General features: G+C 68.6%; 25 protein-coding genes. 12 read left to right on the top strand and 13 right to left on the bottom strand.

Going from position 1 to position 21,567, the window contains the following annotated elements; translation table 11 throughout:
- The first annotated feature begins 180 nt into the window (after nt 1-180).
- Nucleotides 181-1,410 (top strand): glucose-1-phosphate adenylyltransferase, encoded by a 1,230-nt coding sequence (glgC, locus tag AAEX60_RS14345; protein ID WP_342104261.1) that lies wholly within the window; start codon nt 181-183, stop codon nt 1,408-1,410.
- An 85-nt stretch (nt 1,411-1,495) separates the two neighbouring features.
- Here the strand turns inward: glgC and AAEX60_RS14340 are convergent, their stop codons facing one another.
- Nucleotides 1,496-2,161, bottom strand: coding sequence for an O-methyltransferase (locus tag AAEX60_RS14340; protein WP_342104259.1), 666 nt, complete (start codon nt 2,159-2,161; stop codon nt 1,496-1,498).
- A gap of 54 nt (nt 2,162-2,215) precedes the next feature.
- On the opposite strand from AAEX60_RS14340, the gene dapA reads away from it, so the two are divergent.
- The 4 genes from dapA (at nt 2,216) to AAEX60_RS14320 (ending at nt 5,195) form a co-directional block, all read left to right on the top strand.
- A complete protein-coding gene (gene dapA / locus AAEX60_RS14335) occupies nt 2,216-3,118 on the top strand; it encodes a 4-hydroxy-tetrahydrodipicolinate synthase (protein ID WP_342104338.1) in 903 nt (300 codons plus the stop codon).
- Between the two features lie 97 nt (nt 3,119-3,215).
- A complete protein-coding gene (sigE, locus tag AAEX60_RS14330; protein WP_342104257.1) occupies nt 3,216-3,899 on the top strand; it encodes an RNA polymerase sigma factor SigE in 684 nt (227 codons plus the stop codon).
- Nucleotides 3,896-4,771, top strand: a complete 876-nt coding sequence (locus tag AAEX60_RS14325) for an anti-sigma factor family protein (protein WP_342104255.1) — start codon at nt 3,896-3,898, stop codon at nt 4,769-4,771. The genes sigE and AAEX60_RS14325 overlap by 4 nt, the downstream gene beginning before the upstream one ends.
- 10 nt (nt 4,772-4,781) lie before the next feature.
- Complete coding sequence (locus AAEX60_RS14320) at nt 4,782-5,195, top strand: sec-independent translocase (protein WP_342104253.1); 414 nt, start codon at nt 4,782-4,784, stop codon at nt 5,193-5,195.
- Here AAEX60_RS14320 and AAEX60_RS14315 read toward each other — a convergent pair.
- Genes AAEX60_RS14315 through AAEX60_RS14305 form a run of 3 tightly spaced genes read right to left on the bottom strand, consistent with a single transcriptional unit; the run spans nt 5,192 to nt 8,245 of the window.
- Nucleotides 5,192-6,349, bottom strand: coding sequence for an Mrp/NBP35 family ATP-binding protein (locus AAEX60_RS14315; protein ID WP_342104251.1), 1,158 nt, complete (start codon nt 6,347-6,349; stop codon nt 5,192-5,194). The two genes, AAEX60_RS14320 and AAEX60_RS14315, sit on opposite strands and share 4 nt — an antisense overlap.
- A 56-nt stretch (nt 6,350-6,405) precedes the next feature.
- On the bottom strand, nt 6,406-6,966 hold the full coding sequence (locus tag AAEX60_RS14310; RefSeq protein WP_342104249.1) for a DUF1003 domain-containing protein: 561 nt from the start codon (nt 6,964-6,966) through the stop codon (nt 6,406-6,408).
- Nucleotides 6,959-8,245, bottom strand: coding sequence for a magnesium transporter MgtE N-terminal domain-containing protein (locus AAEX60_RS14305; RefSeq protein ID WP_342104247.1), 1,287 nt, complete (start codon nt 8,243-8,245; stop codon nt 6,959-6,961). The genes AAEX60_RS14310 and AAEX60_RS14305 overlap by 8 nt, the downstream gene beginning before the upstream one ends.
- Nucleotides 8,246-8,300: 55 nt before the next feature.
- On the opposite strand from AAEX60_RS14305, the gene AAEX60_RS14300 reads away from it, so the two are divergent.
- The gene (locus AAEX60_RS14300) at nt 8,301-9,242 is read left to right on the top strand and encodes an HpcH/HpaI aldolase/citrate lyase family protein (protein ID WP_342104245.1); all 942 of its coding nucleotides are present in this window, start codon (nt 8,301-8,303) and stop codon (nt 9,240-9,242) included.
- A 23-nt stretch (nt 9,243-9,265) separates the two neighbouring features.
- Here AAEX60_RS14300 and AAEX60_RS14295 read toward each other — a convergent pair whose 3' ends face one another.
- Entirely contained in the window at nt 9,266-9,739 is a 474-nt protein-coding gene (locus AAEX60_RS14295) for a hypothetical protein (protein WP_342104243.1), read from the bottom strand.
- A gap of 88 nt (nt 9,740-9,827) precedes the next feature.
- Nucleotides 9,828-11,564: a DUF222 domain-containing protein gene (locus AAEX60_RS14290; RefSeq protein WP_342104241.1), complete on the bottom strand. Its 1,737-nt coding sequence runs from the start codon at nt 11,562-11,564 to the stop codon at nt 9,828-9,830.
- A 530-nt stretch (nt 11,565-12,094) separates the two neighbouring features.
- Between AAEX60_RS14290 and AAEX60_RS14285 the strand changes: the two genes are divergently transcribed.
- A complete protein-coding gene (locus tag AAEX60_RS14285; RefSeq protein ID WP_342104239.1) occupies nt 12,095-12,637 on the top strand; it encodes a general stress protein in 543 nt (180 codons plus the stop codon).
- A 2-nt stretch (nt 12,638-12,639) separates the two neighbouring features.
- Nucleotides 12,640-13,257 carry a class I SAM-dependent methyltransferase gene (locus AAEX60_RS14280; RefSeq protein WP_342104236.1) on the top strand — a complete coding sequence of 206 codons (618 nt, stop codon included), beginning with the start codon at nt 12,640-12,642 and terminating at the stop codon, nt 13,255-13,257.
- Nucleotides 13,258-13,264: 7 nt separating this feature from the next.
- On the opposite strand, the gene corA is transcribed toward AAEX60_RS14280, so the two are convergent.
- On the bottom strand, nt 13,265-14,362 hold the full coding sequence (corA, locus tag AAEX60_RS14275) for a magnesium/cobalt transporter CorA (RefSeq protein WP_342104235.1): 1,098 nt from the start codon (nt 14,360-14,362) through the stop codon (nt 13,265-13,267).
- Nucleotides 14,362-15,870 (bottom strand): aminopeptidase P family protein, encoded by a 1,509-nt coding sequence (locus tag AAEX60_RS14270; protein ID WP_342104234.1) that lies wholly within the window; start codon nt 15,868-15,870, stop codon nt 14,362-14,364. The genes corA and AAEX60_RS14270 overlap by 1 nt, the downstream gene beginning before the upstream one ends.
- A 49-nt stretch (nt 15,871-15,919) precedes the next feature.
- On the opposite strand from AAEX60_RS14270, the gene AAEX60_RS14265 reads away from it, so the two are divergent.
- The 4 genes from AAEX60_RS14265 to AAEX60_RS14250 are packed head-to-tail and all read left to right on the top strand — an operon-like array spanning nt 15,920 to nt 18,092.
- Nucleotides 15,920-16,849, top strand: coding sequence for an acyltransferase domain-containing protein (locus AAEX60_RS14265; protein ID WP_342104233.1), 930 nt, complete (start codon nt 15,920-15,922; stop codon nt 16,847-16,849).
- 10 nt (nt 16,850-16,859) lie between these two features.
- Nucleotides 16,860-17,417 carry a histidine phosphatase family protein gene (locus tag AAEX60_RS14260; protein ID WP_342104232.1) on the top strand — a complete coding sequence of 186 codons (558 nt, stop codon included), beginning with the start codon at nt 16,860-16,862 and terminating at the stop codon, nt 17,415-17,417.
- Nucleotides 17,418-17,454: 37 nt separating this feature from the next.
- Complete coding sequence (gene vapB / locus AAEX60_RS14255) at nt 17,455-17,676, top strand: type II toxin-antitoxin system VapB family antitoxin (RefSeq protein WP_342104231.1); 222 nt, start codon at nt 17,455-17,457, stop codon at nt 17,674-17,676.
- Nucleotides 17,673-18,092: a PIN domain nuclease gene (locus AAEX60_RS14250; protein WP_342104230.1), complete on the top strand. Its 420-nt coding sequence runs from the start codon at nt 17,673-17,675 to the stop codon at nt 18,090-18,092. Before vapB ends, AAEX60_RS14250 begins: the two co-directional genes overlap by 4 nt.
- An 11-nt stretch (nt 18,093-18,103) precedes the next feature.
- Here the strand turns inward: AAEX60_RS14250 and AAEX60_RS14245 are convergent, their stop codons facing one another.
- Genes AAEX60_RS14245 through AAEX60_RS14225 form a run of 5 tightly spaced genes read right to left on the bottom strand, consistent with a single transcriptional unit; the run spans nt 18,104 to nt 21,543 of the window.
- Nucleotides 18,104-18,862: an ABC transporter permease gene (locus AAEX60_RS14245; RefSeq protein WP_342104229.1), complete on the bottom strand. Its 759-nt coding sequence runs from the start codon at nt 18,860-18,862 to the stop codon at nt 18,104-18,106.
- Complete coding sequence (locus AAEX60_RS14240) at nt 18,859-19,803, bottom strand: ABC transporter ATP-binding protein (RefSeq protein WP_342104228.1); 945 nt, start codon at nt 19,801-19,803, stop codon at nt 18,859-18,861. The genes AAEX60_RS14245 and AAEX60_RS14240 overlap by 4 nt, the downstream gene beginning before the upstream one ends.
- Nucleotides 19,800-20,093: a PLD nuclease N-terminal domain-containing protein gene (locus AAEX60_RS14235; RefSeq protein ID WP_342104227.1), complete on the bottom strand. Its 294-nt coding sequence runs from the start codon at nt 20,091-20,093 to the stop codon at nt 19,800-19,802. The genes AAEX60_RS14240 and AAEX60_RS14235 overlap by 4 nt, the downstream gene beginning before the upstream one ends.
- Before the next feature lie 2 nt (nt 20,094-20,095).
- Nucleotides 20,096-20,953 (bottom strand): hypothetical protein, encoded by an 858-nt coding sequence (locus AAEX60_RS14230; RefSeq protein ID WP_342104226.1) that lies wholly within the window; start codon nt 20,951-20,953, stop codon nt 20,096-20,098.
- On the bottom strand, nt 20,950-21,543 hold the full coding sequence (locus AAEX60_RS14225) for a PadR family transcriptional regulator (protein ID WP_342104225.1): 594 nt from the start codon (nt 21,541-21,543) through the stop codon (nt 20,950-20,952). The genes AAEX60_RS14230 and AAEX60_RS14225 overlap by 4 nt, the downstream gene beginning before the upstream one ends.
- Between the last annotated feature and the right edge of the window lie 24 nt (nt 21,544-21,567).

Here is a 21,567-nt window from a genome sequence, read left to right as displayed (position 1 = left end):
GATGCTTGCACAGGCCCCGGGGCCCCACAACGGTTTGGGCAGTGGGATTTGCCGCCCGGGCCGCCGTCCCACCTGATGGACGGGCCGCTGGGTGACCAACAGGTTGTCTCTTGGCGAAAGTCCGACCATTTCACCCAATGTGCCTTGTGGAAGGCGGCCCTCGCGCAATAGGTTCAGGGCATGTCCACAAGACCAAAGGTGCTCTCCATCGTGCTGGCAGGCGGCGAGGGAAAACGCCTCATGCCCCTCACTGCTGACCGGGCCAAGCCTGCCGTTCCCTTCGGCGGAACCTACCGCCTGATTGACTTCGTGCTTTCCAATCTGGCCAACTCCGAGTTGCGCCAGATCTGCGTGCTGACGCAGTACAAGTCCCACTCCCTCGACCGTCACATCTCGCTGACCTGGCGGATGTCCACCATGCTGGGCAACTACGTCACCCCGGTGCCGGCCCAGCAGCGGCTCGGTCCCCAGTGGTACCAGGGCAGCGCGGACGCCATCTACCAGTCGATGAACCTGATCCGCGACGAGCGGCCGGACTACATCGTGGTCTTCGGCGCGGACAACATCTACCGGATGGACGTGAGCCAGATGCTGGACGCGCACATCGAATCCGGCCTGCAGTGCACCGTGGCCGGCATCCGGGTGCCGCGTTCCGAGGCCCACGCCTTCGGCATCATCGATGCCGGCGAGGGCGGCAAGATCAAGCAGTTCCTGGAGAAGCCGGCTGATCCGCCCGGGCTGCCCGACTCCCCGGAGGAGTCCTTCGCCTCCATGGGCAACTACATCTTCACCACCCAGGCGCTGATCGACGCGCTGGAGGCCGATGCCAATGACCCCAATGCGGGCCATGACATGGGCGGCGACATCATTCCCTCCTTCGTCGCCAAGGGCGAGGCGCTGGTCTATGACTTCACCCAGAATGTCGTCCCCGGCGCCACCGACGAGGACCGCAACTACTGGCGTGACGTGGGCACCATCGACGCCTACCACGAGGCCCACATGGACCTGGTCAGCGTCGTGCCGCAGTTCAACCTGTACAACGACAAGTGGCCGATCTGGACCACCCAGGTGCAGGCCCCCGGCGCCAAGTTCACCATGCGCGGCAATGCCGAGGACTCGATCGTCTCGCCCGGTTGCATCATCTCCGGCGGTGACGTGGACCGGACCGTGATGAGCCCCGATGTCTACATCGAGAAGTGGGCCCGGGTGGACAGCTCGATCCTGATGAGTGGCGTGCGGATCGGCCGCAATGCCGTGGTGCACAATGCCATCCTGGACAAGAACGTGATCGTCCCCGACGGAGTGGAGATCGGCGTCGACCATGAGCTGGATCGCGCCCGCGGCTTCACCGTCAGCGATGGCGGTATCACCGTGGTGGGCAAGGGACTGGTGATTCCGCCGGCCATGTGACCCCCTGGTCAACGGACAACGGCTCCGCCTCCCCGATGGGGGAGGCGGAGCCGCCTGTGTCTGCGGGATGTGCCCGGGCTGGCGGTCAGGCCTTGATGGCGGCCAACAGCCCGTCGCCGACCGGCAGCAGCACGGAGGTGAACTCCTCGGTCTCCTCGACGGCGGCCAGGGCCTCCCGGATGATCACCGTCTCGTCGTCCTCATTGTCCGGATCGGCCACCAGGTTGCGCCACAGGGCGTCGTGCAGCACCACCACGCCGCCGTGGCGCAGCAGGCGCAGGGACTGCGCGACGTACTCGACGTATTCCAGCTTGTCCCCGTTGATGAAGACCAGGTCATAGGCGCCGTCCCGCAGCTTGGGCAGCACGTCCAGCGGGGTGCCGGCGATCAGCCGGATCCGGTTGGAGCGAACCCCCGCACTGATGAATTCCTTGCGGGCCGCGGCCTGCCGGTCGGACTGCGGATCGATGCTGGTCAGGATGCCGTCGCTGCCCATGCCCTCGTAGAAGGCCAGGCCGGAAACGCCGCTGCCGGTGCCGATCTCCACGATCGCCTTGGCCTGGACCAACCGGGCCAGGAAGCGCAAGGCCGTGGTGGTGCCATTGCTGATGGTCTCGATGCCCAACTCGACCGCTTGGTTGCGGGCGTCGCGGATCCGCTCGTCGGGCTTCACGAAGTCCTCGGCATAGCCCCAGGAGCGGGTGTCCAGGGGCTGGGAGGGGTTGGTGCTGGGGATGCTGGGCTCGGTCACGCCCCCAGACTACCCAACGCGGGCACTAGGATGGCGCGCATGAGTGCTGAAGCCATGCCCGCCACCACCCAGGAGCAGGCCGAGCCGGTCTTCGGCCGGCTGCTGACCGCCATGGTCACCCCCTTGGCCGCCGATGGATCCGTGGACCTGCCGCGGGCACGGGAGCTGGCCGCCCGGTTGGTGGACGAACAGGCCAACGACAGCCTGGTGATCAACGGCACCACCGGGGAATCTCCCACCACCACCGACGCGGAGAAGGCCGAGCTGCTGGCCGCGGTGGGGGCCGAAGTGGGGGACCGGGCGCAGGTGCTGGCCGGGGTGGGCACCTTCGACACGCGGCACACCGTGGAGCTGGCCCGGCAGGCCGCCGAGGCCGGGGCGGACGGCCTGCTGGTGGTCACTCCCTACTACTCCAAGCCGCCGCAGCGTGGCATTCGGGACCACTTCTGGGCCGTGGCCGATGCCACCGAGTTGCCGGTGATGGCCTATGACATCCCGCACCGTGCCGGCGTCCCGCTTGCGGCCGACACCCTGATCGAGCTTTCCCAGCACCCCAACATCGTCGCGGTGAAGGACGCCAAGGGTGACCTGGCCGGCTCCGCCCGGGTGATCGCCGAGAGCACACTGACCTACTACTCCGGTGACGACGCGATGACCCTGCCGCTGCTCAGCGTCGGCGGCGCCGGTGTGGTGGGCACCTCCACCCACTTCACCGGGAGACGCACCCGCCAGCTGATCGACGCCTTCCTGGCCGGCCGCCTCGACGAGGCGCTGGCTCTGCACCAGGCGCTGCTGCCCGTCTTCACGGGGGTCTTCGCCACCCAGGGCGTGATGCTGGTCAAGGCCGGCCTGGCTCATCAGGGCTTCGGGGTGGGCGGGGTTCGTGCCCCGCTGCCCGAGGCCACCGCCGAGGAGGCCGCGGCCTTCGCGGCCCTGCTGGACGCCGCCGACCTCTGACCTGCTGGTTGGGTTGGGGAACGATCCGCTGGCCCCGGACGTTGTCAGACTGTAGCCACAGGGCCGGCACAGGCTGTTCACAGCCGAGGCGGCTTCCATGGTGGTGACAGGATTTCCCGGTGCCGGTTCCCGGCGGATGAAGGAGTGGACGCGGATGTTCAGTGCGCGGCAGGCGCCCGCGGCGCGAGCGGCGGCGTCCCAGGACGTCGTCGACTGGACCCCGCCCACCTGGGAGGACCTGGTCCGCGACCATTCCGACCAGGTCTTCCGGCTGGCCTATCGGCTGACCGGCAACCGGCCCGACGCCGAGGACCTCACCCAGGACGTCTTCGTCCGGGTCTTCAAGTCCATCAACAACTTCACCCCGGGCACGCTGGAGGGCTGGCTGCACCGGATCACCACCAACCTCTTCCTGGACCAGGCCCGACGCAAGCAGCGGATCCGGATGGATCCGATGGCCGAGGCCAGCGAGCGAGTGGCCGACGAGCAGGCCTCCCCCGGGGAGCTCTATGACGACGCCAGCATGGATGCCGACGTGGCCGCCGCCCTGGCCGCGCTCAGCCCCGAATACCGGGTGTGCGTGGTGCTGTGTGACATCGAGGGCCTCAGCTACGACGAGATCGCGCAGGTGCTGGACATCAAGGTGGGCACGGTGCGCAGCCGGATCCACCGGGGGCGCTCCCAGCTGCGCCAGTCGCTGGAGCACCGCCGCCCGACGGCCGACCGGGAACGCTACCTTGGCCTCAGCCGACGCCGGGATGAGCAGGTGGTCCTGCGATGACCTGCGCCGACTGCCGCGAGGAGCTCACCGCCTATGCCGACCAGGCCCTGCCGGACCACGAGCGCGAGCGGGTGGCCGCCCATCTGGTGGGCTGCGACGGCTGCCGGGCCGAACTGGCCGGGATCAACGAGCTGCGCAGCCTGTTGACCAGATGCACCCGGCAGAGTGCCCCCACGGCGCCCGGCCACCTGGCCGACCGGCTGGTGGCCATCGCCGGGGCGGAGGCGGACCGGCAGCTCTGGTTGGCCCCGGAGCGATCCGGGTGCCTGCCCAGCCCGCGTCGACGCCGTCGGATCCGGGTGCTGGCCCTGGGGTCGATGACCACCGCGGGCATCCTGGGCGCGCTGGGCAGCGCCTGGCTGATGGCGCCGACGCTGCCTCCGGTGAGCGACCCGGAGGCCGGCAGCATCACGCTCACCGAGAATTCCCGGGCCGACGGCGCCGGCAACCTGCTGGGGCCACAAACCAGCGCCGCCGTGGTCAGCACGGTGCCGGTGGTCGACGTTGAGCAGGAGGAGGGGCAGGACTGCCCGGAGCCGTTCGCCTGCCCCGACGCCCTGACCGGTCTGCCCCGCACGGAGCTGGACCTGTCCGGCGCCCCGGGGCTGGTGCGCACCGACTACGCCGCGCAGGGCCAGCAGGTGACGGTGGTGCAGCAGCACGGCTGGCTGGCGGGCCAACCGGACCGGGTGGCGGGGGAGTTCCGTCAGGCCTGGCAGTCCGGGGAGACGGTCTACTGCGTCGTGGCCAGTGATGAGACGGTGGGGCGGGCCGCCGTCGCGCAGCTGCCGCACGAGCAGGCCGTGGCCGACGACGCGGTGCAGCGGGTCCGCACCGGGCTGCGTGCGCTGGTGGGTGAGCGGGGCCGGTAGGCTGACCGTCGTGCCCGGCATCCAGGAGTTCCTCATGCTCGCGGTGCTGGCGACCATCATGTTCGGCCCGGAGAAGATCCCGGAGCTGAGCCGCAAGGCCGCCCGCATCGTCTTCTTCCTGCGCAACATCGCCAACACCGCGCAGGACCAGCTGCGAGCCGAGCTGGGCCCCGAGTATGCCAACCTGGACATCCGGGACCTGCACCCCAAGACGTTCATCCAGAAGCACCTGCTGGAGGACATGCAGTCCGACATCGACGAGATCAAGTCGGACCTGTCGGACGTGCGCAGTGACCTGGACTCCGACCTCAAGGACGCCAAGATGCTGGGGCAGGACCTGCAGCACCAGCTGGAGAGCAAGGACGCCGACGACCAGCCGGGGATGGCTGGCGTCGGCGTGCCCGACTACGCGGATGCAACCTAGACGGGGCTGACCCCGAGCTGCATGCCCGCCAGCCCGCGCTGACGGCCGTCGATCTGCTCGGCCAGGGCCCGCAGCGCCCTGGCGGAGGCGGACTCGGGCTGGTTCACCACGATTGGCGCGCCCTGGTCACCACCCTCGCGCAGCTGCTGCTCGATCGGGATCTGGGCCAGCAGCGGGATCTGGTAGCCCAGCCGCTCGGTCAGGGTGTCCGCGACGGCCTGACCGCCGCCGTGGCCGAACAGGTCCACCTTGTGCGGCTGGCTGCAGTGGGGGCAGGTGGTCTCCAGGTAGGACATGTTCTCCACCACGCCGATCACCCGCTGCTGCATGATCGCGGCCATGGTGCCGGCCCGCTCAGCCACCTCGGCGGCGGCCACCTGCGGGGTGGTCACCACCACCACCTCGGAATTGGGGATCTTCTGGCCCAGGCTGATCGCCACGTCGCCGGTGCCCGGGGGCAGGTCCAGCACCAAGTAGTCCAGGTCACCCCAGTAGACGTCGGCCAGCAGCTGGGTCAGGGCCCGGTCCAGGATGGGGCCACGCCAGGCGATCACCTGGTCCCGATCCGGCTTCAGCATGCCGACGCTGATCACCTTCATCCCCATGGAGGGGACCGGCATGATCATGTCGTCGACGGCGGTGGGCTTCGCGTCGCCCAAGCCCAGCATGTCCGGAACGGAATGGCCGTAGATGTCCGCGTCCAGGATGCCGACGCTGCGGCCCATCGCGGCCAGGGCGCTGGCCAGGTTCACCGTCACCGAACTCTTGCCGACGCCACCCTTGCCGGAGGCCACGGCGATCACCTTGGTCAGGTTCCCCGGCTGGGCGAACTGGATCTGGCGTTCGGGCTCACCGCCGCGCAGCACCTGCTTCAGGGCGGCGCGCTGCTCGTCATCCATCACACCCAACTGCACCTCGACGGAGCTGACGCCGTCGACGGCCATCACGGCCTTGGTCACCTCGGTCTGCAGGGTGGCCTTCAAGGGGCAACCGGAGACCGTGAGCAGGATCTTCACCAGCACATGGCCGGCGTCGTCGATGGAGACGTCGTCCACCATGCCCAGTTCGGTGATCGGACGGTGGATCTCGGGGTCGTCCACGGTGTGCAGGGCCGCGCGGACCTGGCCCAGCAGGGGGTTTTCAACGTCGCTCATGTAGTGATCCTTTTCCTCCGGAAGCGCTATTGCAAATCAGGCCTCGCCCGGCTCGGTCAGCGACGGTCCTTGCCGCCGCGCTGGTCCCGCAGCCAGCTGTCGCGCCGCTGGTCGGTCGGTTCCTCGTCCTCGTCGCGTTCCAGTTCGGCCAGCAGTTCGCGCAGGCCGGAGCGCAGCTCACCGCGCAGGTAGTCACGGGTGGCCATCTCACCCATGGTCATCCGGATACTGGCGATCTCCCGGGCCAGAAAGTCCATGTCGGCCCGGCTCTGGGCGGCCACCCGCCGGTCCTCCTCCATGGTCAACCGGTCGCGCGCCTCCTGTCGGTTCTGCGCCAGCAGGATCAGCGGGGCCGAATAGGAGGCCTGGGTGGAGAAGAACAGGTTGAGCAGGATGAAGGGGTACGGATCCCACTTGTAGTGCCAGATGCTGACCACATTGAGCGTCACCCAGGCGATCACGAAGACCGTCATCCAGGCAAGGAACTTGGCGGTGCCCATGAAGCGGGCCACCCATTCGGCGAAGCGACCGAAGGAGTCGCTGTCCAGCTCCACCTTGGGCAGGAGGGCGCGTTTGCGGCTGCCGGGGGTGTTCAGTCGTTCACGTGCCTCAGCCACCGCTCACCTCCCGTGCGTTCTCGTGGTCGTCGCCGTCCAGCTGTTCACCCCGCCAGTCCTCCGGCAGCATGTGGTCCAGCAGGTCGTCGACGGCCACCGCCCCGACCAGCTGGTTCTCCTCGTTGACCACCGGTGCCACCACCAGGTTGTAGGTGGCGAAGTAACGGCTGACCTCGGCCAGTGCACTGTGCGGGCGCATCGGTTCCAAGCCCTCGTCCACGAGCCCGGAGACCAGCATCGACGGCGGTTCGCGCAGCAGTCGTTGGGTGTGCACCATGCCCAGGAAGCGACCCGACGGAGTGTCCAACGGGGGACGGCAGATGAAGACCATGGAGGCCAAGGCAGGCGTCAGCTCCTCATCGCGCACCCGCGCGAGGGCCTCGGCGACGGTGGCATCAGGGGCCAGCACCACCGGTTCGGGGGTCATCATGCCGCCGGCGGTCAGGTCGGCATAGATCAACAAACCGCGCACGTCGGCGGCCTCGTCGGGCTCCATCCGCTGCAGCAGGTCCTCGGCCATCTCGGCCGGCAGTTCCTTGATCAGGTCCGCGGCGTCGTCCGGGTTCATCTCCTCCAGGATGTCCGCGGCCCGCTCATTGTCCAGGGCGGTCAGCAGTTCCACCTGCTCGTCCTCCGGCAACTCCTCCAGGGCGTCGGCCAGCTGCTCGTCGTCGAGTTGCTCCACCACTTCGGCGCGACGGGCGGGGGCCATGTCGTGCAGTTCCCGGGCCATGTCGGCCGGTTTCATGTCCGCCATCTGGGCAACCAGGTGGTCGGTGACCTGCTGGGCGTTGAGCACCAGGTTGGGGATCTCCGACCAGCGCACGATGCTGGTCCGCCCGCGCTGACTCAGCCGGAATCGGACATTGGGGTTGACCTCGCGCAGTGCGACGTCGCTGACCTCCCACTCGCGGGCCCGGGTGGGCTTCATGGAAACGTCATAGATCGCGGCGCGACGACCCTCGGCGCGGTTGACGGTGCGGTCGAAGAGGTCGTCGATCACCAAGGTCTCGGCATCCCGCTTGCTGAACCGACGGGTGTCCACCTGCCCCTCGATGGCCACCTGGCTTGCGTCGATGGCGTGGACCCGGACCATCGGGACGAAGATCCGGCGGCGGGCGAAGAGCTCCACCACCAGCCCCTTCACGCGGGGTGCGCGGCCCTGCGTGCGCAGCTGGATCACGACGTCGCGCACGCGCCCGACCTGGTCGCCGGAGGCGTCGAGGACGGGAAGGCCGCGGATCCGCGAGATGAAGACTGCGGTGGAGGAGACACTCACCCCGCAAATCTAACGTGTCCCCCGGTTCGTCACGCGTCGTCGCTAGGCTGGGTCCGTGAACAATGCCGTTGCCAGCCCGGCCGTGACCAGGGCCCGCCGCACCATCCTCGCCGTTCCCGGCTCGAGCGACCGCTTCATCGCCAAGAGCCGTACCCAGCCCGTGGATGCCGTCTTCCTTGACCTGGAGGACGCCGTCGCGCCCCCGGTGAAGCAGGAGTCCCGCCAGCGGATCGTCGAGGCCCTGAACCATCCCGACGGCTGGCAGGCGCCGACCGTGACCTACCGGGTGAACGACTGGTCGACGCCGTGGACCACGATGGACGTGCTGGAGGTGGTCGGCGGAGCCGGCGCCCGGGTGGACTGCATCGTGCTGCCCAAGGTCACCGACGCCAGCCAGGTGAAGGCGCTGGACCTGGTGCTCACCCAGGCCGAGCAGGCCGCCGGGCTGCCGGTGGGGCGGATCGGGCTGGAACTGCAGATCGAGGAGGCGCGGGGTTTGCTGCACGTCGCCGAGATCGCGGCCGCCAGCCCGCGCACCGAGAGCCTGGTCTACGGGCCCGGTGATTTCATGGCTTCGATGGGGATGGCCACCCTGAATGTCGGTTCCCAGCCGCCCGGCTACGTGGGCGATGCCTTCCATCACGTCCAGATGTCCATCCTGGTGGCGGCCCGGGCGCACGGCCTGCAGGCGATCGACGGGCCCTTCGTCGGGATCCGGGACCTGGACGGCTTCCGCACCTCCGCGTCGAGCTCCGCGGCGCTGGGCTACGACGGCAAGTGGGTGCTCCACCCCTCCCAGGTGGAGGCCGGGAACCAGATCTACACCCCGCCCGAGGAGAACATCGAGCGCGCCCGGCGGATCGTCGAGGCCTACCGCCATGCCACGGCGGAGGCCGGGGGAGCGGTGGGCGCGATCGTGGTGGACGACGAGATGGTGGACGGCGCCGGTTTGGCCGTCGCCCGCTCCACCCTGGCCAAGATCGGCGAGCGCGTCTGAGTCACGGGTGGGCGTCGGCGCGGTCAGGAGGTCGCGGCGTGGGGTTCCCGGGCCGGATGCGCCAGGAGGATCAACGCAATCAGGCACAACCCGCTGGCCAGGTAGATCGGCCAGCCCCATGGAGAGTGGGCGGCGCCGCTGGTCTGGTAGGTGTCGGCCAGCGCGATGTTGGGGCCGAAGGAGGCCAGCCAGTGCGCCGGCGCCGCAAACACACCCAGGACAAGGAAGCCGGTGGCAGCCGCCCGGGGGTTGGCGTGTTGACGGCGGCGACCAGTCAGGAGGAGAGCGAACGCGAGCCCGACTCCCAGGCCGGCCACTGCGAGCACCAATCCGCTGTCCATGGATTCCCCGGCCGCGGTAATGTCGGCATGGATCTGTGGGAGTGAGCGGCCGGGCGCAGTGGCCAAGGGGTTCAGCACCAGGTTCTGTACCACCGACCAGACGGCCAGCAGGACGATGGTGGTACATCCGGTCAGAGGGATCCAGCGTCGCGGCATGCATCCACCGTAGGTGTCTTCCGCCTCCACGCAATCGGACTGCAGGCCCCGACACCTCTCCCCACGGGGGCATTGTGCTGCGACGCGATCAGGCGGCGCCGGTTTCCAGGATGCGGGCTTCCGGGTGTGGGGTTTCGTGGTGGTGGGTTTCGTGGTGTCGGCGGGAAGCGGCGACGTCGGGTCGGCCGAGGTCCAGGGTGCGGCTGGCCGTGGTGAGGTAGCGGTAGCCCAAGGGGGTTTGCCACAGGAAGATCCCGGGCAGGGGTTGGGTCAGGCGCCAGCCGAAGTGGGTCTTCGCGCGGTGGGCGCGACGGGACAACGGACCCAGGTTGTCCGGATGCGTGACGCCGCGGGCAGGGGCCTCGACCGGGTCGGCCGCCGTGGCTGGGTCGGCGGGTGGGCTCGACTCGGCCACCGGTCCCCGAGCTTGTCGAGGGGCCCGTGTCTGGGGAGGGGGCTCGGCAGGTACGCCAGCCGGGGTTGGGTCCGTGCCAGCAGCGGCTCCGGCAGGCGGCTCGTGAACCTGTCGAAGGGCGGTGCTCGCGCTTGCCTCTGCGGGCGGGCTCGACTCGGCCACCGGTCCCCGAGCTTGTCGAGGGGCCTGTCCTGATCGAGCGGTCCCGGGTGTCCATGGGATGGTGTGGTCCAGGTCCAGACCGGGTGATTTTCGGGTGGACCAGGGGAACACCTCGTACGGACTGCGAAGGGTCACGGCTTCTCGCATGGTGGGTGGGCATTCGTAGGCATCGGAGGGGGTTTGGTGGTTCTGGTCGATCACCGGGCGGACCGTGACCCGGTGATGCCCGAACAGGTCGGGCAACCAGCCGGCCAGCAGTGGTTGGAGTTCGTCGGCGCGCACCACACCGTCACCGTGGGCGAGGGTGGTGTCGGTCAAGTGCACCACCACCTGCGCCCTGGGCAGCAGCTTGTCCGGGTCGACGGTGATGGTGCCGCACACATGCCCGGCCTGACCCGCCCGCTGACAGACCTGTTCGAACTCTTCACCGGTGGGGAGTTGGTCCAACAGATCGGCCTGCAGCAACTGGGTGGCCAGGGCGGGGGTGGCCATCAATCCGAGGGCTTTGGCGCGTAGCGCGTTGGGGGTGCCGGCGTGTCCGGCGCGGCGCAGCACCTGCACCAGCCGATCCAGTTGGGCATCCAACTGCACGGCGTCCGCGGCATCCACCACCGCGGCCACATCGGTGACCCCGCCCTCGGATTGGGCGATCCACACTCCCCGCGCCTCAGCCGCATCCACGCGCTTCTGCTCGGCCTGGTCCGGTGGCAGGTGGCGCAGCACCACCCCGGCCACCGTCTTCTTCACCCGCCGAAACGACATGCCCACGATCATCCGGGACAGTTCGAGGTCCACCAACCCCGCCCTGTCGCGGTCGAGCTCGCGGGTGGCGTAGGCGATGTGCTGGGCATGATGTACCGGCACGTTGAGTTCTTGCACCATGCGCCACAGGACGGGGAGCCGGTGTCGTACGTCGAGGGCGGTGGCGATCAACGCGGTGGCCTCCTCCACCCGCACATGCAGGTCGGCGGCCAACTCCAACGCACAACCTTCCGCCACCTCCGGGGTTCCCGCTCCACCGAGGGCGACGAGGCGTTCCCGGCCGGGCAGCGCCGGCTCGGACGAATCCACCTCGTCGACGTCGGAGTACAGGTCGGCCAGGTGCGCGATCAGCCGGAAGTCGCGGGCCTCGGACTTGCGCCGGGCCCGGCGCTCCGCACGCAACGCCTCAATGGTGGCCAACGCGGTGGCGGGGAGGTCGTCGGGCACGCCCATGGGAGGCGTCTGGGTTGCTGGTGTGCTGCTCATGGTGACCTCCCCCGAAGTCTTCGTGTCTGTATTCTAATTCTACTTCCGAGTCCTCTTTTGAACAAGAGATACGAATGTCTGAAAAGTCACTCTTCTGAGGATTTTGGGCGAGCGGTTCGTGCCCTCGATAGACTCAGGCGCGGCTTGTCGAACGGCGGGCGCTTCGACGCTGATCACAAGCCAAGCACCCAGGTGTGACAAAAATCGGGTGGGCCTGCAGGTTCCGGCGGATCTCACCGAGCCGGGCCGCGGGCCAGAGCGGCCTTCGGCAAACTTCTCATTGTCTTGACCAGATCCGCGCTGGCGAGGTGCGTGACACCAATCACCCGCCGAGAAGCGCGCTTCGCACCCACAGTCTGGATCATCGACCACCCCGAGAACGCACTCAACTGCCGCTCTGTGATCAGGCGCCAACGATGGTGAGGAACCAGCGCACGCGCCCGGGTGGCTGATGGCACGGCGCCGAGCCTCCGGTGATGAGGGGCCTGCGCACACACCCCATGCGTGAGCTCGCAGGTAGGCTGGGGCGCATGTCTTCCCAGATGCAGGCGGCGGCGACGGTGATGCCGCTGAAGTACCCGATGTCGGTGGCGATCTATCCCAGCTATGCCGAGGCGCAGCGCGCCGTCGACCATCTGGCCGACCGGGACTTCCCGGTCCAGCACCTGTGCATCGTCGGGACCGACCTGAAGCAGGTGGAGCGGGTGCTGGGCCGACGGACCTGGGGACGGGTGCTGGCCGAGGGTGCGATGAGTGGCCTGGGCACCGGCATCTTCTTCGGCCTGATGATGATGGTCTTCCTGCAGGACATCGGCGCCTCCGAGGCCTTCCTGTTCGGTCTGGTGCTGGGCGTCGGGATGGGGATCATCACCGCCGGGATGGCCTATGCCGCCAGCAAGGGGCAGCGTGATTTCGCGTCGGTGCAGGCCATCGTCGCCACGCGCTACGAGGTGCTCGGCGAGCACAGCGTTGTCAACCAGGCCCGGGAGATGCTGGGCCAGACTCCGCTGCAGCAGCCGGCGCCCACCATCTGGCCGCCTGAGCCCACCTCATCGGACCGGGAGCAGGAGTGACGATGGGCCCGAAGGAGCTGTGGGACAGCCGTTACTCCCATCCGAATTATGTCTACGGCTACCGCCCCAATGACTTTCTGGTCACCGCCGAGGTGATGCTGCGTCGCGGCTCCCGGGTGCTGGTGCTCGGCGACGGCGAAGGCCGCAATGGCGTGTGGCTGGCACAGAAGGGCCACGACGTCACCACCGTCGATCTCTCCGAGGTGGGGGCCGGCAAGGCCCGCACCCTGGCCGACGAGCGCGGCGTGCAACTGGACATCCAGGTGGCCGACCTTGCCGAATGGGTGCACACCCCCGCCGCTCAGGGGCCGTGGGACGGGATCGTCTCCATCTTCTGCCACCTGAACCCGGAACTCCGGCGGATCGTTGCCGACGCGCTGACCCCGCAGCTCGCGCCGCAGGGCAAGTTGATCATGGAGGCCTACACCCCCGCGCAGCCGTCCCTTGGCACCGGCGGCCCCAAGGATCCCGACGTGTTGCTCACCCGCCAGCACGTGCTGGACGAGTGGCCCGGTCTTGATCTTGATGTGCGGCTGGTGGAGCGCCGGATCTTCGAGGGGATGGGCCACCAGGGCCTGGGCTCCGTGCTCCAGGTGCTGGGCCAGCGCAAGCGCGGCTGAACCCGGATCAGATCCAGCGGCGGTGGCGGAAGATCAGGAAGCAACCCACCATGCCGACCAACATCACCGAGAGCACCACGAAGTAGCCGTACTGGCTGTGCAGCTCCGGCATGTTGTCGAAGTTCATGCCGTAGACAGCGCCCAGCGTGGTGGGCACCGCGAGGATCCCCAGAATCGCGGACAATCGCCGCATGTCCCGGTTGTCCTCCAGGCTGATTCGCGCCATCCCGGCCTGCAGGATGGTGGACAGCACCTCGTCGAAGGACAGGATGGCTTCGCGGGAATCCGTGTGGTGGTCCGCCACTTCGCGGAAGTAGGCCCGGGTCTCGTCGGGAATGACCGGGTAGCTACGCGTGGACAGCGCCTGCAGCGGAGCGGCCAGCGGCACCACCGAACGCTTGAACTCGATCAGCTCGCGTTTGAGGTTGTAGACCCGGTCAATCTCCTTGGTTCCCTGACGGGAGAAGATGTCCTCCTCCACCTCGTCGATGTCGATCTCGAATTCGCCCACCACGGCCATGTACTCGTCGACCACCCGGTCAAGGATCTTGTAGAAGACATAGGCCGGGCCCACCGACAACTCTTCCGGAGTGGATTCCAGGGTGCGACGCAGGCTGCGCAGGGGAGTGTTGTCGCCACGGCGCACGGTGAGCAGGAAGTTCTCGCCGACGAAGATCATGATCTGTCCGGTGGAGACGATCTCACTGGTCTCCGTCACCGCTTCATGATCAACATAGGCGACGGTGGAGATCACGCAGAACAGGGTGTCGTCGAACTGCTCCAGCTTGCTGCGGGTGTGGCCCTCGACGGCATCCTCAATGGCCAGCGGGTGCAGGTCGAACTGGCGGGCGAAGCGCGCCATGTCCTCGTCGGTGGGGTCCTTCAGCCCCAACCAGACAAAACCCTCACCCTCCTTGGCGCGCTCGGTGGCCGTCTCCAGGCTGTGCAGATCGACCTTGACCCCGTCGATGTACAGCGCCCAGGCCTGCACCGAATCCGGGGTGGTGGCCCACTGCCGCATCTGGCGGCGGGCGGCGGGGCGGGGGCGGGTGGTGACGCGCGCGGTGGGCCGCAGCACTGGCAGGTGCCGACGGGAATCCGGCATCAGCCCGCCCGGCTCTCACCCAGCAAACCGGCCATCCACTCCTCGACCTGGTCCGCGCTGCGGGGCAGCATCGTGGACAGGTTCTGGTTGCCGTCCTCGGTGATCAGGATGTCATCCTCGATCCGCACCCCGATCCCGCGCATCTCCTCCGGCACCAGCAGGTCGGTGGACTTCAGGTAGATCCCCGGCTCGACGGTGATGATCATGCCCGGCTTCAGCACGCCGTCGCGGTAGTCCTCCCGCAATGCCTGGGCGCAGTCGTGCACGTCGATCCCCAGGTGGTGGCTGGTGCCGTGCACCATCCACCGGCGATGCTGCCCGCCCTCGGGGCTGAGCGACTCCTCCGGGGTGACCGGCAGCAGGCCCCACTCGTGCAGGTACCTGGCCACGACGGCGATCGCGGCGGCGTGCACATCGGAGAACTTGTTGCCCGGCTTGGCGGCGGCGATCCCCGCCTCCTGCGCCTCCAGCACGGCGTCGTAGACCTTGCGCTGCTGCTCCGAGAACTTTCCGCTGACCGGCAGGGTGCGGGTGACGTCGGCGGTGTACAGGCTGTCCACCTCCACGCCGGCATCCAGCAGCAGCAGGTCGCCTTCCTTGAGGTCCCCGTCGTTGCGGATCCAGTGCAGGGTGTTGGCGTGGTCGCCGCCGGCGGCGATCGAGTCATAGCCGACGCCATTGCCCTGATGGCGGGCGTGCAGGCCGAAGACACCTTCCACCCACCGCTCGCCCCGGCCACGCTTGACGGCCTCCGGCAGGTCCCGCACCACGGCCTCGAAGCCGACGGCGGTGGCCCGGCAGGCCTCGCGCATCTGCTCCACCTCGAAGTCGTCCTTGACCAGACGCAGGGTGGACAGCGTGACCTCCAGCTGGTTGTCCTGCTCGGTCAGCTCCGTGCTGCTCTGGGCGCTGGCGCCGCGGATCTCGTCGATCTGCGCGGTGATGGTCTGGTCGGCGGCTCGCAGCACCCGGATCTGGGTGGACTCGGCATTCTTGGCCAGCGCGGCCGGCAGCTCGCTCAGCGGTGCGCAGCTGATCCCCAGCATGGCCTGCATCTCATCCAGGCTCTCCCGCTGGCCCACCCAGGTCTCGCCATAGCGGGCATCGGCGTAGAACTCCTGGTCCGTGCGCGGGGCGCGCGGCTTGAAGTAGAGGGTGGCCTGGTGGCCCGACGGATGCTCGTCGGTGGCATCGACGGGCTCCAGCACCAGCACCGCATCGGGTTCGCGGTCGGCGCCCAGGCCGGTCAGCCAAGCGAAGGCCGAGTGCGGGCGGAAGACGTAGTCACAGTCGTTGCTGCGGACCTTCAAGCCGCCGGCGGGGATCACCAGCCGCTCCCCGGGGAAGGCCAGGGCCAGGGCGTCGCGACGGGGTGCCGCGGCCACGCTGGCCGGGAGCTGCTCGGGCAGCTCGCTGCTGTACGGGGCCCACTCAATCGGGATGAACTCCCGGAAGGCCTCGGAGAAGGGGGTCTGTCGGTTGGGCAGCTTCGCCTGTTCTTCGCTCATCATCATCTCCGGACTCGTCGGGCACCAGAGGCATCATAGGCTTCCCCACATGGCTTGTGCTCCCCCGGACCTGACCGACTCCCTGTGCGACCCCCGATTGGCCGACCAGCTCACCCGGCTGGGGCTGCGCGGGGAGGACCTGCCCACCGTGCTGGGCTGGGCGCGGGCGGTCGCGAAGCGTCCCAACGACCTCGCGCGGGTGGCTGAGCTGATCTCCCGACTGCGGGCCGGGCTGGGGCAGCCCGAGCGGTCGGGGGAGGTCTTCGAGCCTGTCGACCGGCAGCACGAACTGGGGCGGGGGGTGTTGCCGCTGCTGGCGCTTGCCCTGGCGGCGCCCGCGGTCCGGGAGTACCAGGCGGCCCGCGGGATCGAGGCGGAGGTCAGTGATGACACCCTGGCCGATCTTGGTCAGAAGGTGGTCAAGGACCGGCAGGTCAATGGGTCCACCGGACTGCACAACCAGGCCTGGTTGGCCCGGATCTGGGCCGGTCGCTTCGTCCGGCTGGGGCGGCTCCAGTACGAGCTGACCGCCAGCGACTGCGGAATCCTTGCCGAACCGGTACCGGTGCTCAGTGTTCACATCGACGAGAGCGGCCCGCTGCATCCGGACGAGGTGGATGAATCATTGCTGCGGGCGTCCACCTATGTCGAGGAGCACTTTCCGGAAGTGGGACCGATCGACTGGTTCATCTGCGAGTCCTGGCTGCTGGACCCGGGGCTGGCCCACCGGATGCCTGGCTCCAACCTGGCCGACTTCACCCGGCGGTTCACCGTCTGGAAGGCCGAGGAGGATGACCGGGACGGGCTGTACTTCGGCTTCGGCATTGAGCCCGCGCCCGGGGCCTCGCTGCCGGGGGACCTGGACCGCCTGCCCGCCGACACCGCACTGCGTCGCGCGATGCTGGAGCTGTGGCGCGAGGGGGAGCACGTGATGGGCTGCAGTGGCCGGCTGCCGGTGATCAGTGAACTGACCACCTAGGCTGGGCGGCATGACCGAGCTCTATCTTGTCCGGCACGGTGAGACAGCCTGGAGCAAGTCCGGCCAACACACCTCCGTCACCGACCTCGACCTCACCGATCACGGCGTCGAGCAGGCCAGCGGGCTGCGCGCCAAGCTGGACCCGTCGGACTTCGAGCTGGCGCTCTCCAGCCCCCGGCTGCGAGCCCGACGCACCGCGGAACTGGCTGGCTTCAGCCCGGAAATCGACGACAACCTGGCCGAATGGGCCTACGGGGACTATGAGGGGATGACCAGCGAGCAGATCCGGCGGCAGGTGCCCGGCTGGCGGATCTGGAGCCATGAGGTGCCCGGCGGTGAGACCCGCACCCAGGTGATCAACCGGCTTACCCAGGTGGTGCAGCGCGTGCAGGATTCCGGCGTGGAGCGGGCGATCTGCTTCAGCCACGGCCACGCCTCCCGGGTGCTGGCGCTGTGCTGGCTGGGGATCGACATCGCTCGCGGCCAGTCCTTCCCGCTGGACACCGGCGCGGTGTGCGTCCTGGGCTGGGAGAAGGAGTCCCCGGCGATCATCCGATGGAATGCGTGAGTGATATCATCGGATATCACCCGAGCAGGGAGGCGCCATGACCGACATTCTCATTCGTGGAGTACCGGCCGAGCAGGTCGCGGCCATTGACGAGATGGCCAAGGATCTCGGATTGTCCCGCAACGACTTCCTGCGGCGGGAGGTGCAGCAGGTGGCCGGCCGGCGCGCCGTGCGGCTCACGATGCAGGACCTCGAGGACTTCTGTGAGCGCTACGCGGACCTCGGAGATCCCGAGGTGATGAGGCAGGCCTGGTCATGAATACGGCTGAGCGCCGATGTTGGCTCATTGACAAGTCGGCGCTCATGCGCCTCGGGACCGCGCCGGATGGCCGAGACTGGATCTTGCGGATCGAGCGCGGTCTGGTGCGCGTCTGCGGAGTCACTCTGCTGGAGATCGGCGTGTCTGCGCGCAATGAAGTGGATCACCGGGACATCCAGCGCTTTGGCCCCGTGGCTGGCATGCCCGTGGAGTATCTGTCGCCGCAGGTCGAGGATCGCGCCTTTGAGGTGCAGGGACTGTTGGCTGGGCGCGGTCAGCATCGCGCCCCGTCGCTGCCCGACCTGCTGATTGCCGCCACGGCCGAACTACGCGGGCTGACGGTGCTGCACTGTGACAAGGACTTCGACCTGATCCGCGAGGTCACTGGACAGCCCATGCAGCGGCTCTGCGACTGATCAGTGTTTCCCTAGATCTCGCGACGGGTGAACAGCTCGGCGGCCAGCGCCACCAGGGCACACGTGAGGAGGACGGTGGTTGCCACTGGCCAGCCCCAGGCGGGCTGCTCGCCGGCCGCGAAGCGGTTCATCACGCCACCCAGCCCGGCGATGGTGTGCCGGGCCAGCGGCCCCCACAGCCCGGCCACCGAGACCACCAGCAGGACGCCGAGACCGGCTCCTGCTGCACCCATTGGTGCGTCGATCAGACAACTCGCCACCAGCGTCGCGGCCAGGTAGAAGGCGGCCAGCACCAGCCAGACAAGCGTCGAGCTGAGCAGCGGAGCCCAGTGCACCCCGTCGAAGAGCAGCGCGGTCAGCCCGCCGGTGATGGCCGCGCCCAGCACGGAGACCATGATCAGGAAGGCCAGGGTCGCCACGAACTTGGCCAGCACGAAGGCCCGGCGGGAGACCGGCTTGGTCAGCACCAGGACGGCGGTCTGTTTGCTCACCTCGCCCGCCACCAGGCCGGCCGCGCTGACCAGCACCACCAGCAACACCGTCGGGGACAGGTTCTTGGCCCACTGCACCCAGGCGTCGGCATAGGTTGGCTCCGGGATGGTCTGGGCCATCTCCGGGGAGACCATCGAGCCCAGCAACTGTTTGGTGAACAGTGCGGTCACCGGCCCGACGATGGCCTGCAGCAGCACGAAGCCGGGCAGCACCCACAGCCGCCAGGAGTGCCGGATCTCGGCGAACTCCTTGCCCAGCAGGGCGGTGAATCCGGTCATGCGACTGCTCCCCTCGGATGCTGTACCAGGTCAAGGAAGACATCCTCCAGGCTTGCCTCGACTGGCTCGAGGCGTTGCAGGGCAGCGCCGGTGCTGACGCAGAGTGCAGGTACTCGGTGGGCTGCGGCTGCAAGATCAGTGCTGGCCACCAGGAGTCCGTCGGCGGTGACCTCCACGCTGCTGACCCAGGGCTCGGCGCGCAGTGCGGCGGTGAAGGCGTCCGCCTGGCTGGTGACCTTGATCAATACCTTCGTCTGGCCGCCATAGCACGCCTTCAGCTGGTGCAGCCCCTGCTGGGTGACCACCCGGCCGTCGGCCAGGATCGCCACCTCGTCGCAGACCCGTTCCACATCGCCCAGGATGTGTGTGCTGAACAGCACGGTGGTGCGGCCCTTGAGCGCCGCGATCATGTCCAGCACCTCCTTGCGCCCCGTCGGGTCAAGGGCGGAGGTGGGCTCGTCGAGGATCAGCAGCCGGGGAGCATTCATCAGCGCCTGCGCGATCCCCAGCCGCTGTTTCATGCCGCGGGAGAAACCGCCCACCTTGTGCTCGACACCGTTCAGTCCGGCCATCGCCAGCAGCGCGTCGGAGCGCTCCGCGATGGTGGCCCGGTCCAGCCCGAAGAGCCGGCCGGTGAAGGCCAGGAAGCCCGGCGCTGTCATCCACGGGTAGAAGCCGGGGACGTCAGGCAGGTGGCCCACCTGACGACGAAGATCATTTCCGGCGGTGGCGACGTCCTGGCCGAAGATCTCCGCCCGGCCGCTAGTGGCACGAGCCAGTCCCAGCAGGATGCGGATGGTGGTCGTCTTGCCTGCGCCGTTGGGGCCGAGGAAGCCGAAGATGCTCCCCTCCGCCACCTCAAGATCAACTCCGTCCAGTGCGGTCTTGTCCCGGAACCGCTTGCCGAGGTCCCGGATCTGCAGGGCGGGCGCGGTACTCACTTCTTGCCGTACAGGGTGTCGACGGCGCGCTGCTGCTGGCTGGCCCACTCCTGCACCGGGGCGGTCTGGGTCACCGCATTCGGGCGACGCCCGCCAATGAACCAGGCGATTGGACCAATTCCGTTGGCGAACAGGATGATCAACAGCCACGCGACCCGCGGCAGGCTCATTCGCTCGGCCGGGGTGCGCGCCCACCAGATCAGCGCGATCATCCACAGCGCCACCTGGATGCCGCCGAGGACGAGCACCACTGTCTGCATGGTGGGGGACAGCTGATTCCAGTCGTTCATGGTCAACTCCTGTTCTGGGAGGGTTCGTGGAGTCGGGCGGCGGCGCGGGCGCCGGCTCGCAGCAGCACGACGCCCTGGGAGAGGGCGGCGCCGGTGGCGGCCAGCATCACCGGCAGGAGCAACCAGCCGATTGGGCGGCTGCCGCCGAAGACCTGCATCCCGATCACGCCGGCCATGGTGACCGAGAGCATGCTGGCGATCACCAGCAGCAACATCCTCCACAGCTGGCTGGCGCCCAGCCGCCGCGGCAGGAAGGCCAGGCCGATGGCGCCCAGGGCGAGGAGGATCGGCAGCCACTGGCCGGTGATCGGGGTGACCCATCCGTCTGGCGGGCCGAACAGCGGCCAGTGGTTGGGCAGTCGGTCCTGGCCGATCCCGAAGGGCAGCAGGGCCAGGCCGAGCAGGGCCGGGATGCTGGCGGCAACCGCGCCCCGGGTGAGGGTCTGCTCGTCCAGGGCGTCGAGGACGTCCTCGTCCAGCTGGTCTGGCTCGACGAGGTGCAGGCGGGTGGCCACGGCCCCAAGGTTCACCTGCCAGCCGAGGCCCAGGGCGTGCGGCACCAGGATCCGGGAGTCGGCGGGGTTGAAAGCCGAGGCCAGACGGGAGGGCATGGTGATCGGATTGACCCCGATAGGCGAGCCCACCAGCCGGTTCGTGCCGACGGGCTCGGTGGGGGTCTGCTGGTTGAGTTGCCGAGCCACTTCGGCGGGGTCGCCGAAGGCCTCACAGGCGGCTTGCTCGCCGAGTTCGTCGGCGGCCTCGCGCAGGGCGTCGACCAGTTCGGCCAGCTCCGCGCGAGGGGCGTGCGGCTCCAGCAGGTCGGCGCGGACGGCAGCGAGCCAGTCGTCGATGGTGGTCATGAGCCGGAGATGATCGAGGTGCCGGCGGCGGGGGTGCCGTTGGTCAGCAGCCCGTTGATGGTGCGGTTCAGGGAGCGCCAGGCGTCGGCCAGCCCGACGAGTTCCCGCTGGCCGTCATCGGTGAGCGTGTAGAACTTGCGCGGCGGGCCGAAGGGGGATTCCTCCCAGTGGGTCTGGACCAGCTCGGCCTTCTTCAGCCGGGTGAGGATCGGGTAGATGGTGCCGGTGCTGACCTCCAGCCCGGCCGCCTGCAGACTCTCGACGAGTGCCCCGCCATAACGGGGGGTCTCGGCGAGCAGGGCGAGTACCGCAAGGTCCAACGCCCCCTTGCGCAATTGGGTGATCCGCTCGTCCATCCCGGCCTCCAGTCGGTCTTGCCAGCTACCTTGTACAGCATAGTAGCTGGCAAGGCCGCCAAGTGGAAGGGGTGGTGCGGAGGTCAGGCCGTCGAGTGCCGTGAGGGCAATTACTTCCTGTTGGTCCGGGCCGAGCCGGTGCCAGGCGCGGGCCAGATCGGCGCGCGGAATGGCCAGGCTGGCGGCATCATTCACGCTACGCGTCAGGCCGATGTCGACGGTGGCGATCCGCACTGCCCAGTGCCCCCTGCCGTCGCT

Origin of the sequence: Luteococcus sp. H101, assembly GCF_038433155.1 — a bacterium.
Classification (GTDB): Bacteria; Actinomycetota; Actinomycetes; order Propionibacteriales; family Propionibacteriaceae; genus Luteococcus.
Note: the sequence above shows the minus strand (reverse complement) of the source record. Positions and strands in the feature narration are given on the sequence as shown.

What these genes read in the sequence shown, in the direction of transcription:
- sigE (WP_342104257.1), top strand. Translation starts at nt 3,216, where the DNA reads ATGGTGGTGACAGGATTTCCCGGTGCCGGTTCCCGGCGGATGAAGGAG.
- AAEX60_RS14290 (WP_342104241.1), bottom strand. Translation starts at nt 11,564, where the DNA reads ATGAGCAGCACACCAGCAACCCAGACGCCTCCCATGGGCGTGCCCGAC.
- AAEX60_RS14260 (WP_342104232.1), top strand. Translation starts at nt 16,860, where the DNA reads ATGACCGAGCTCTATCTTGTCCGGCACGGTGAGACAGCCTGGAGCAAG.
- glgC (WP_342104261.1), top strand. Translation starts at nt 181, where the DNA reads ATGTCCACAAGACCAAAGGTGCTCTCCATCGTGCTGGCAGGCGGCGAG.
- dapA (WP_342104338.1), top strand. Translation starts at nt 2,216, where the DNA reads ATGCCCGCCACCACCCAGGAGCAGGCCGAGCCGGTCTTCGGCCGGCTG.
- AAEX60_RS14230 (WP_342104226.1), bottom strand. Translation starts at nt 20,953, where the DNA reads ATGACCACCATCGACGACTGGCTCGCTGCCGTCCGCGCCGACCTGCTG.
- AAEX60_RS14250 (WP_342104230.1), top strand. Translation starts at nt 17,673, where the DNA reads ATGAATACGGCTGAGCGCCGATGTTGGCTCATTGACAAGTCGGCGCTC.
- AAEX60_RS14270 (WP_342104234.1), bottom strand. Translation starts at nt 15,870, where the DNA reads ATGAGCGAAGAACAGGCGAAGCTGCCCAACCGACAGACCCCCTTCTCC.
- corA (WP_342104235.1), bottom strand. Translation starts at nt 14,362, where the DNA reads ATGCCGGATTCCCGTCGGCACCTGCCAGTGCTGCGGCCCACCGCGCGC.
- AAEX60_RS14235 (WP_342104227.1), bottom strand. Translation starts at nt 20,093, where the DNA reads ATGAACGACTGGAATCAGCTGTCCCCCACCATGCAGACAGTGGTGCTC.
- AAEX60_RS14265 (WP_342104233.1), top strand. Translation starts at nt 15,920, where the DNA reads ATGGCTTGTGCTCCCCCGGACCTGACCGACTCCCTGTGCGACCCCCGA.
- AAEX60_RS14315 (WP_342104251.1), bottom strand. Translation starts at nt 6,349, where the DNA reads ATGAGCGACGTTGAAAACCCCCTGCTGGGCCAGGTCCGCGCGGCCCTG.
- AAEX60_RS14325 (WP_342104255.1), top strand. Translation starts at nt 3,896, where the DNA reads ATGACCTGCGCCGACTGCCGCGAGGAGCTCACCGCCTATGCCGACCAG.
- vapB (WP_342104231.1), top strand. Translation starts at nt 17,455, where the DNA reads ATGACCGACATTCTCATTCGTGGAGTACCGGCCGAGCAGGTCGCGGCC.
- AAEX60_RS14245 (WP_342104229.1), bottom strand. Translation starts at nt 18,862, where the DNA reads ATGACCGGATTCACCGCCCTGCTGGGCAAGGAGTTCGCCGAGATCCGG.
- AAEX60_RS14285 (WP_342104239.1), top strand. Translation starts at nt 12,095, where the DNA reads ATGTCTTCCCAGATGCAGGCGGCGGCGACGGTGATGCCGCTGAAGTAC.
- AAEX60_RS14295 (WP_342104243.1), bottom strand. Translation starts at nt 9,739, where the DNA reads ATGCCGCGACGCTGGATCCCTCTGACCGGATGTACCACCATCGTCCTG.
- AAEX60_RS14280 (WP_342104236.1), top strand. Translation starts at nt 12,640, where the DNA reads ATGGGCCCGAAGGAGCTGTGGGACAGCCGTTACTCCCATCCGAATTAT.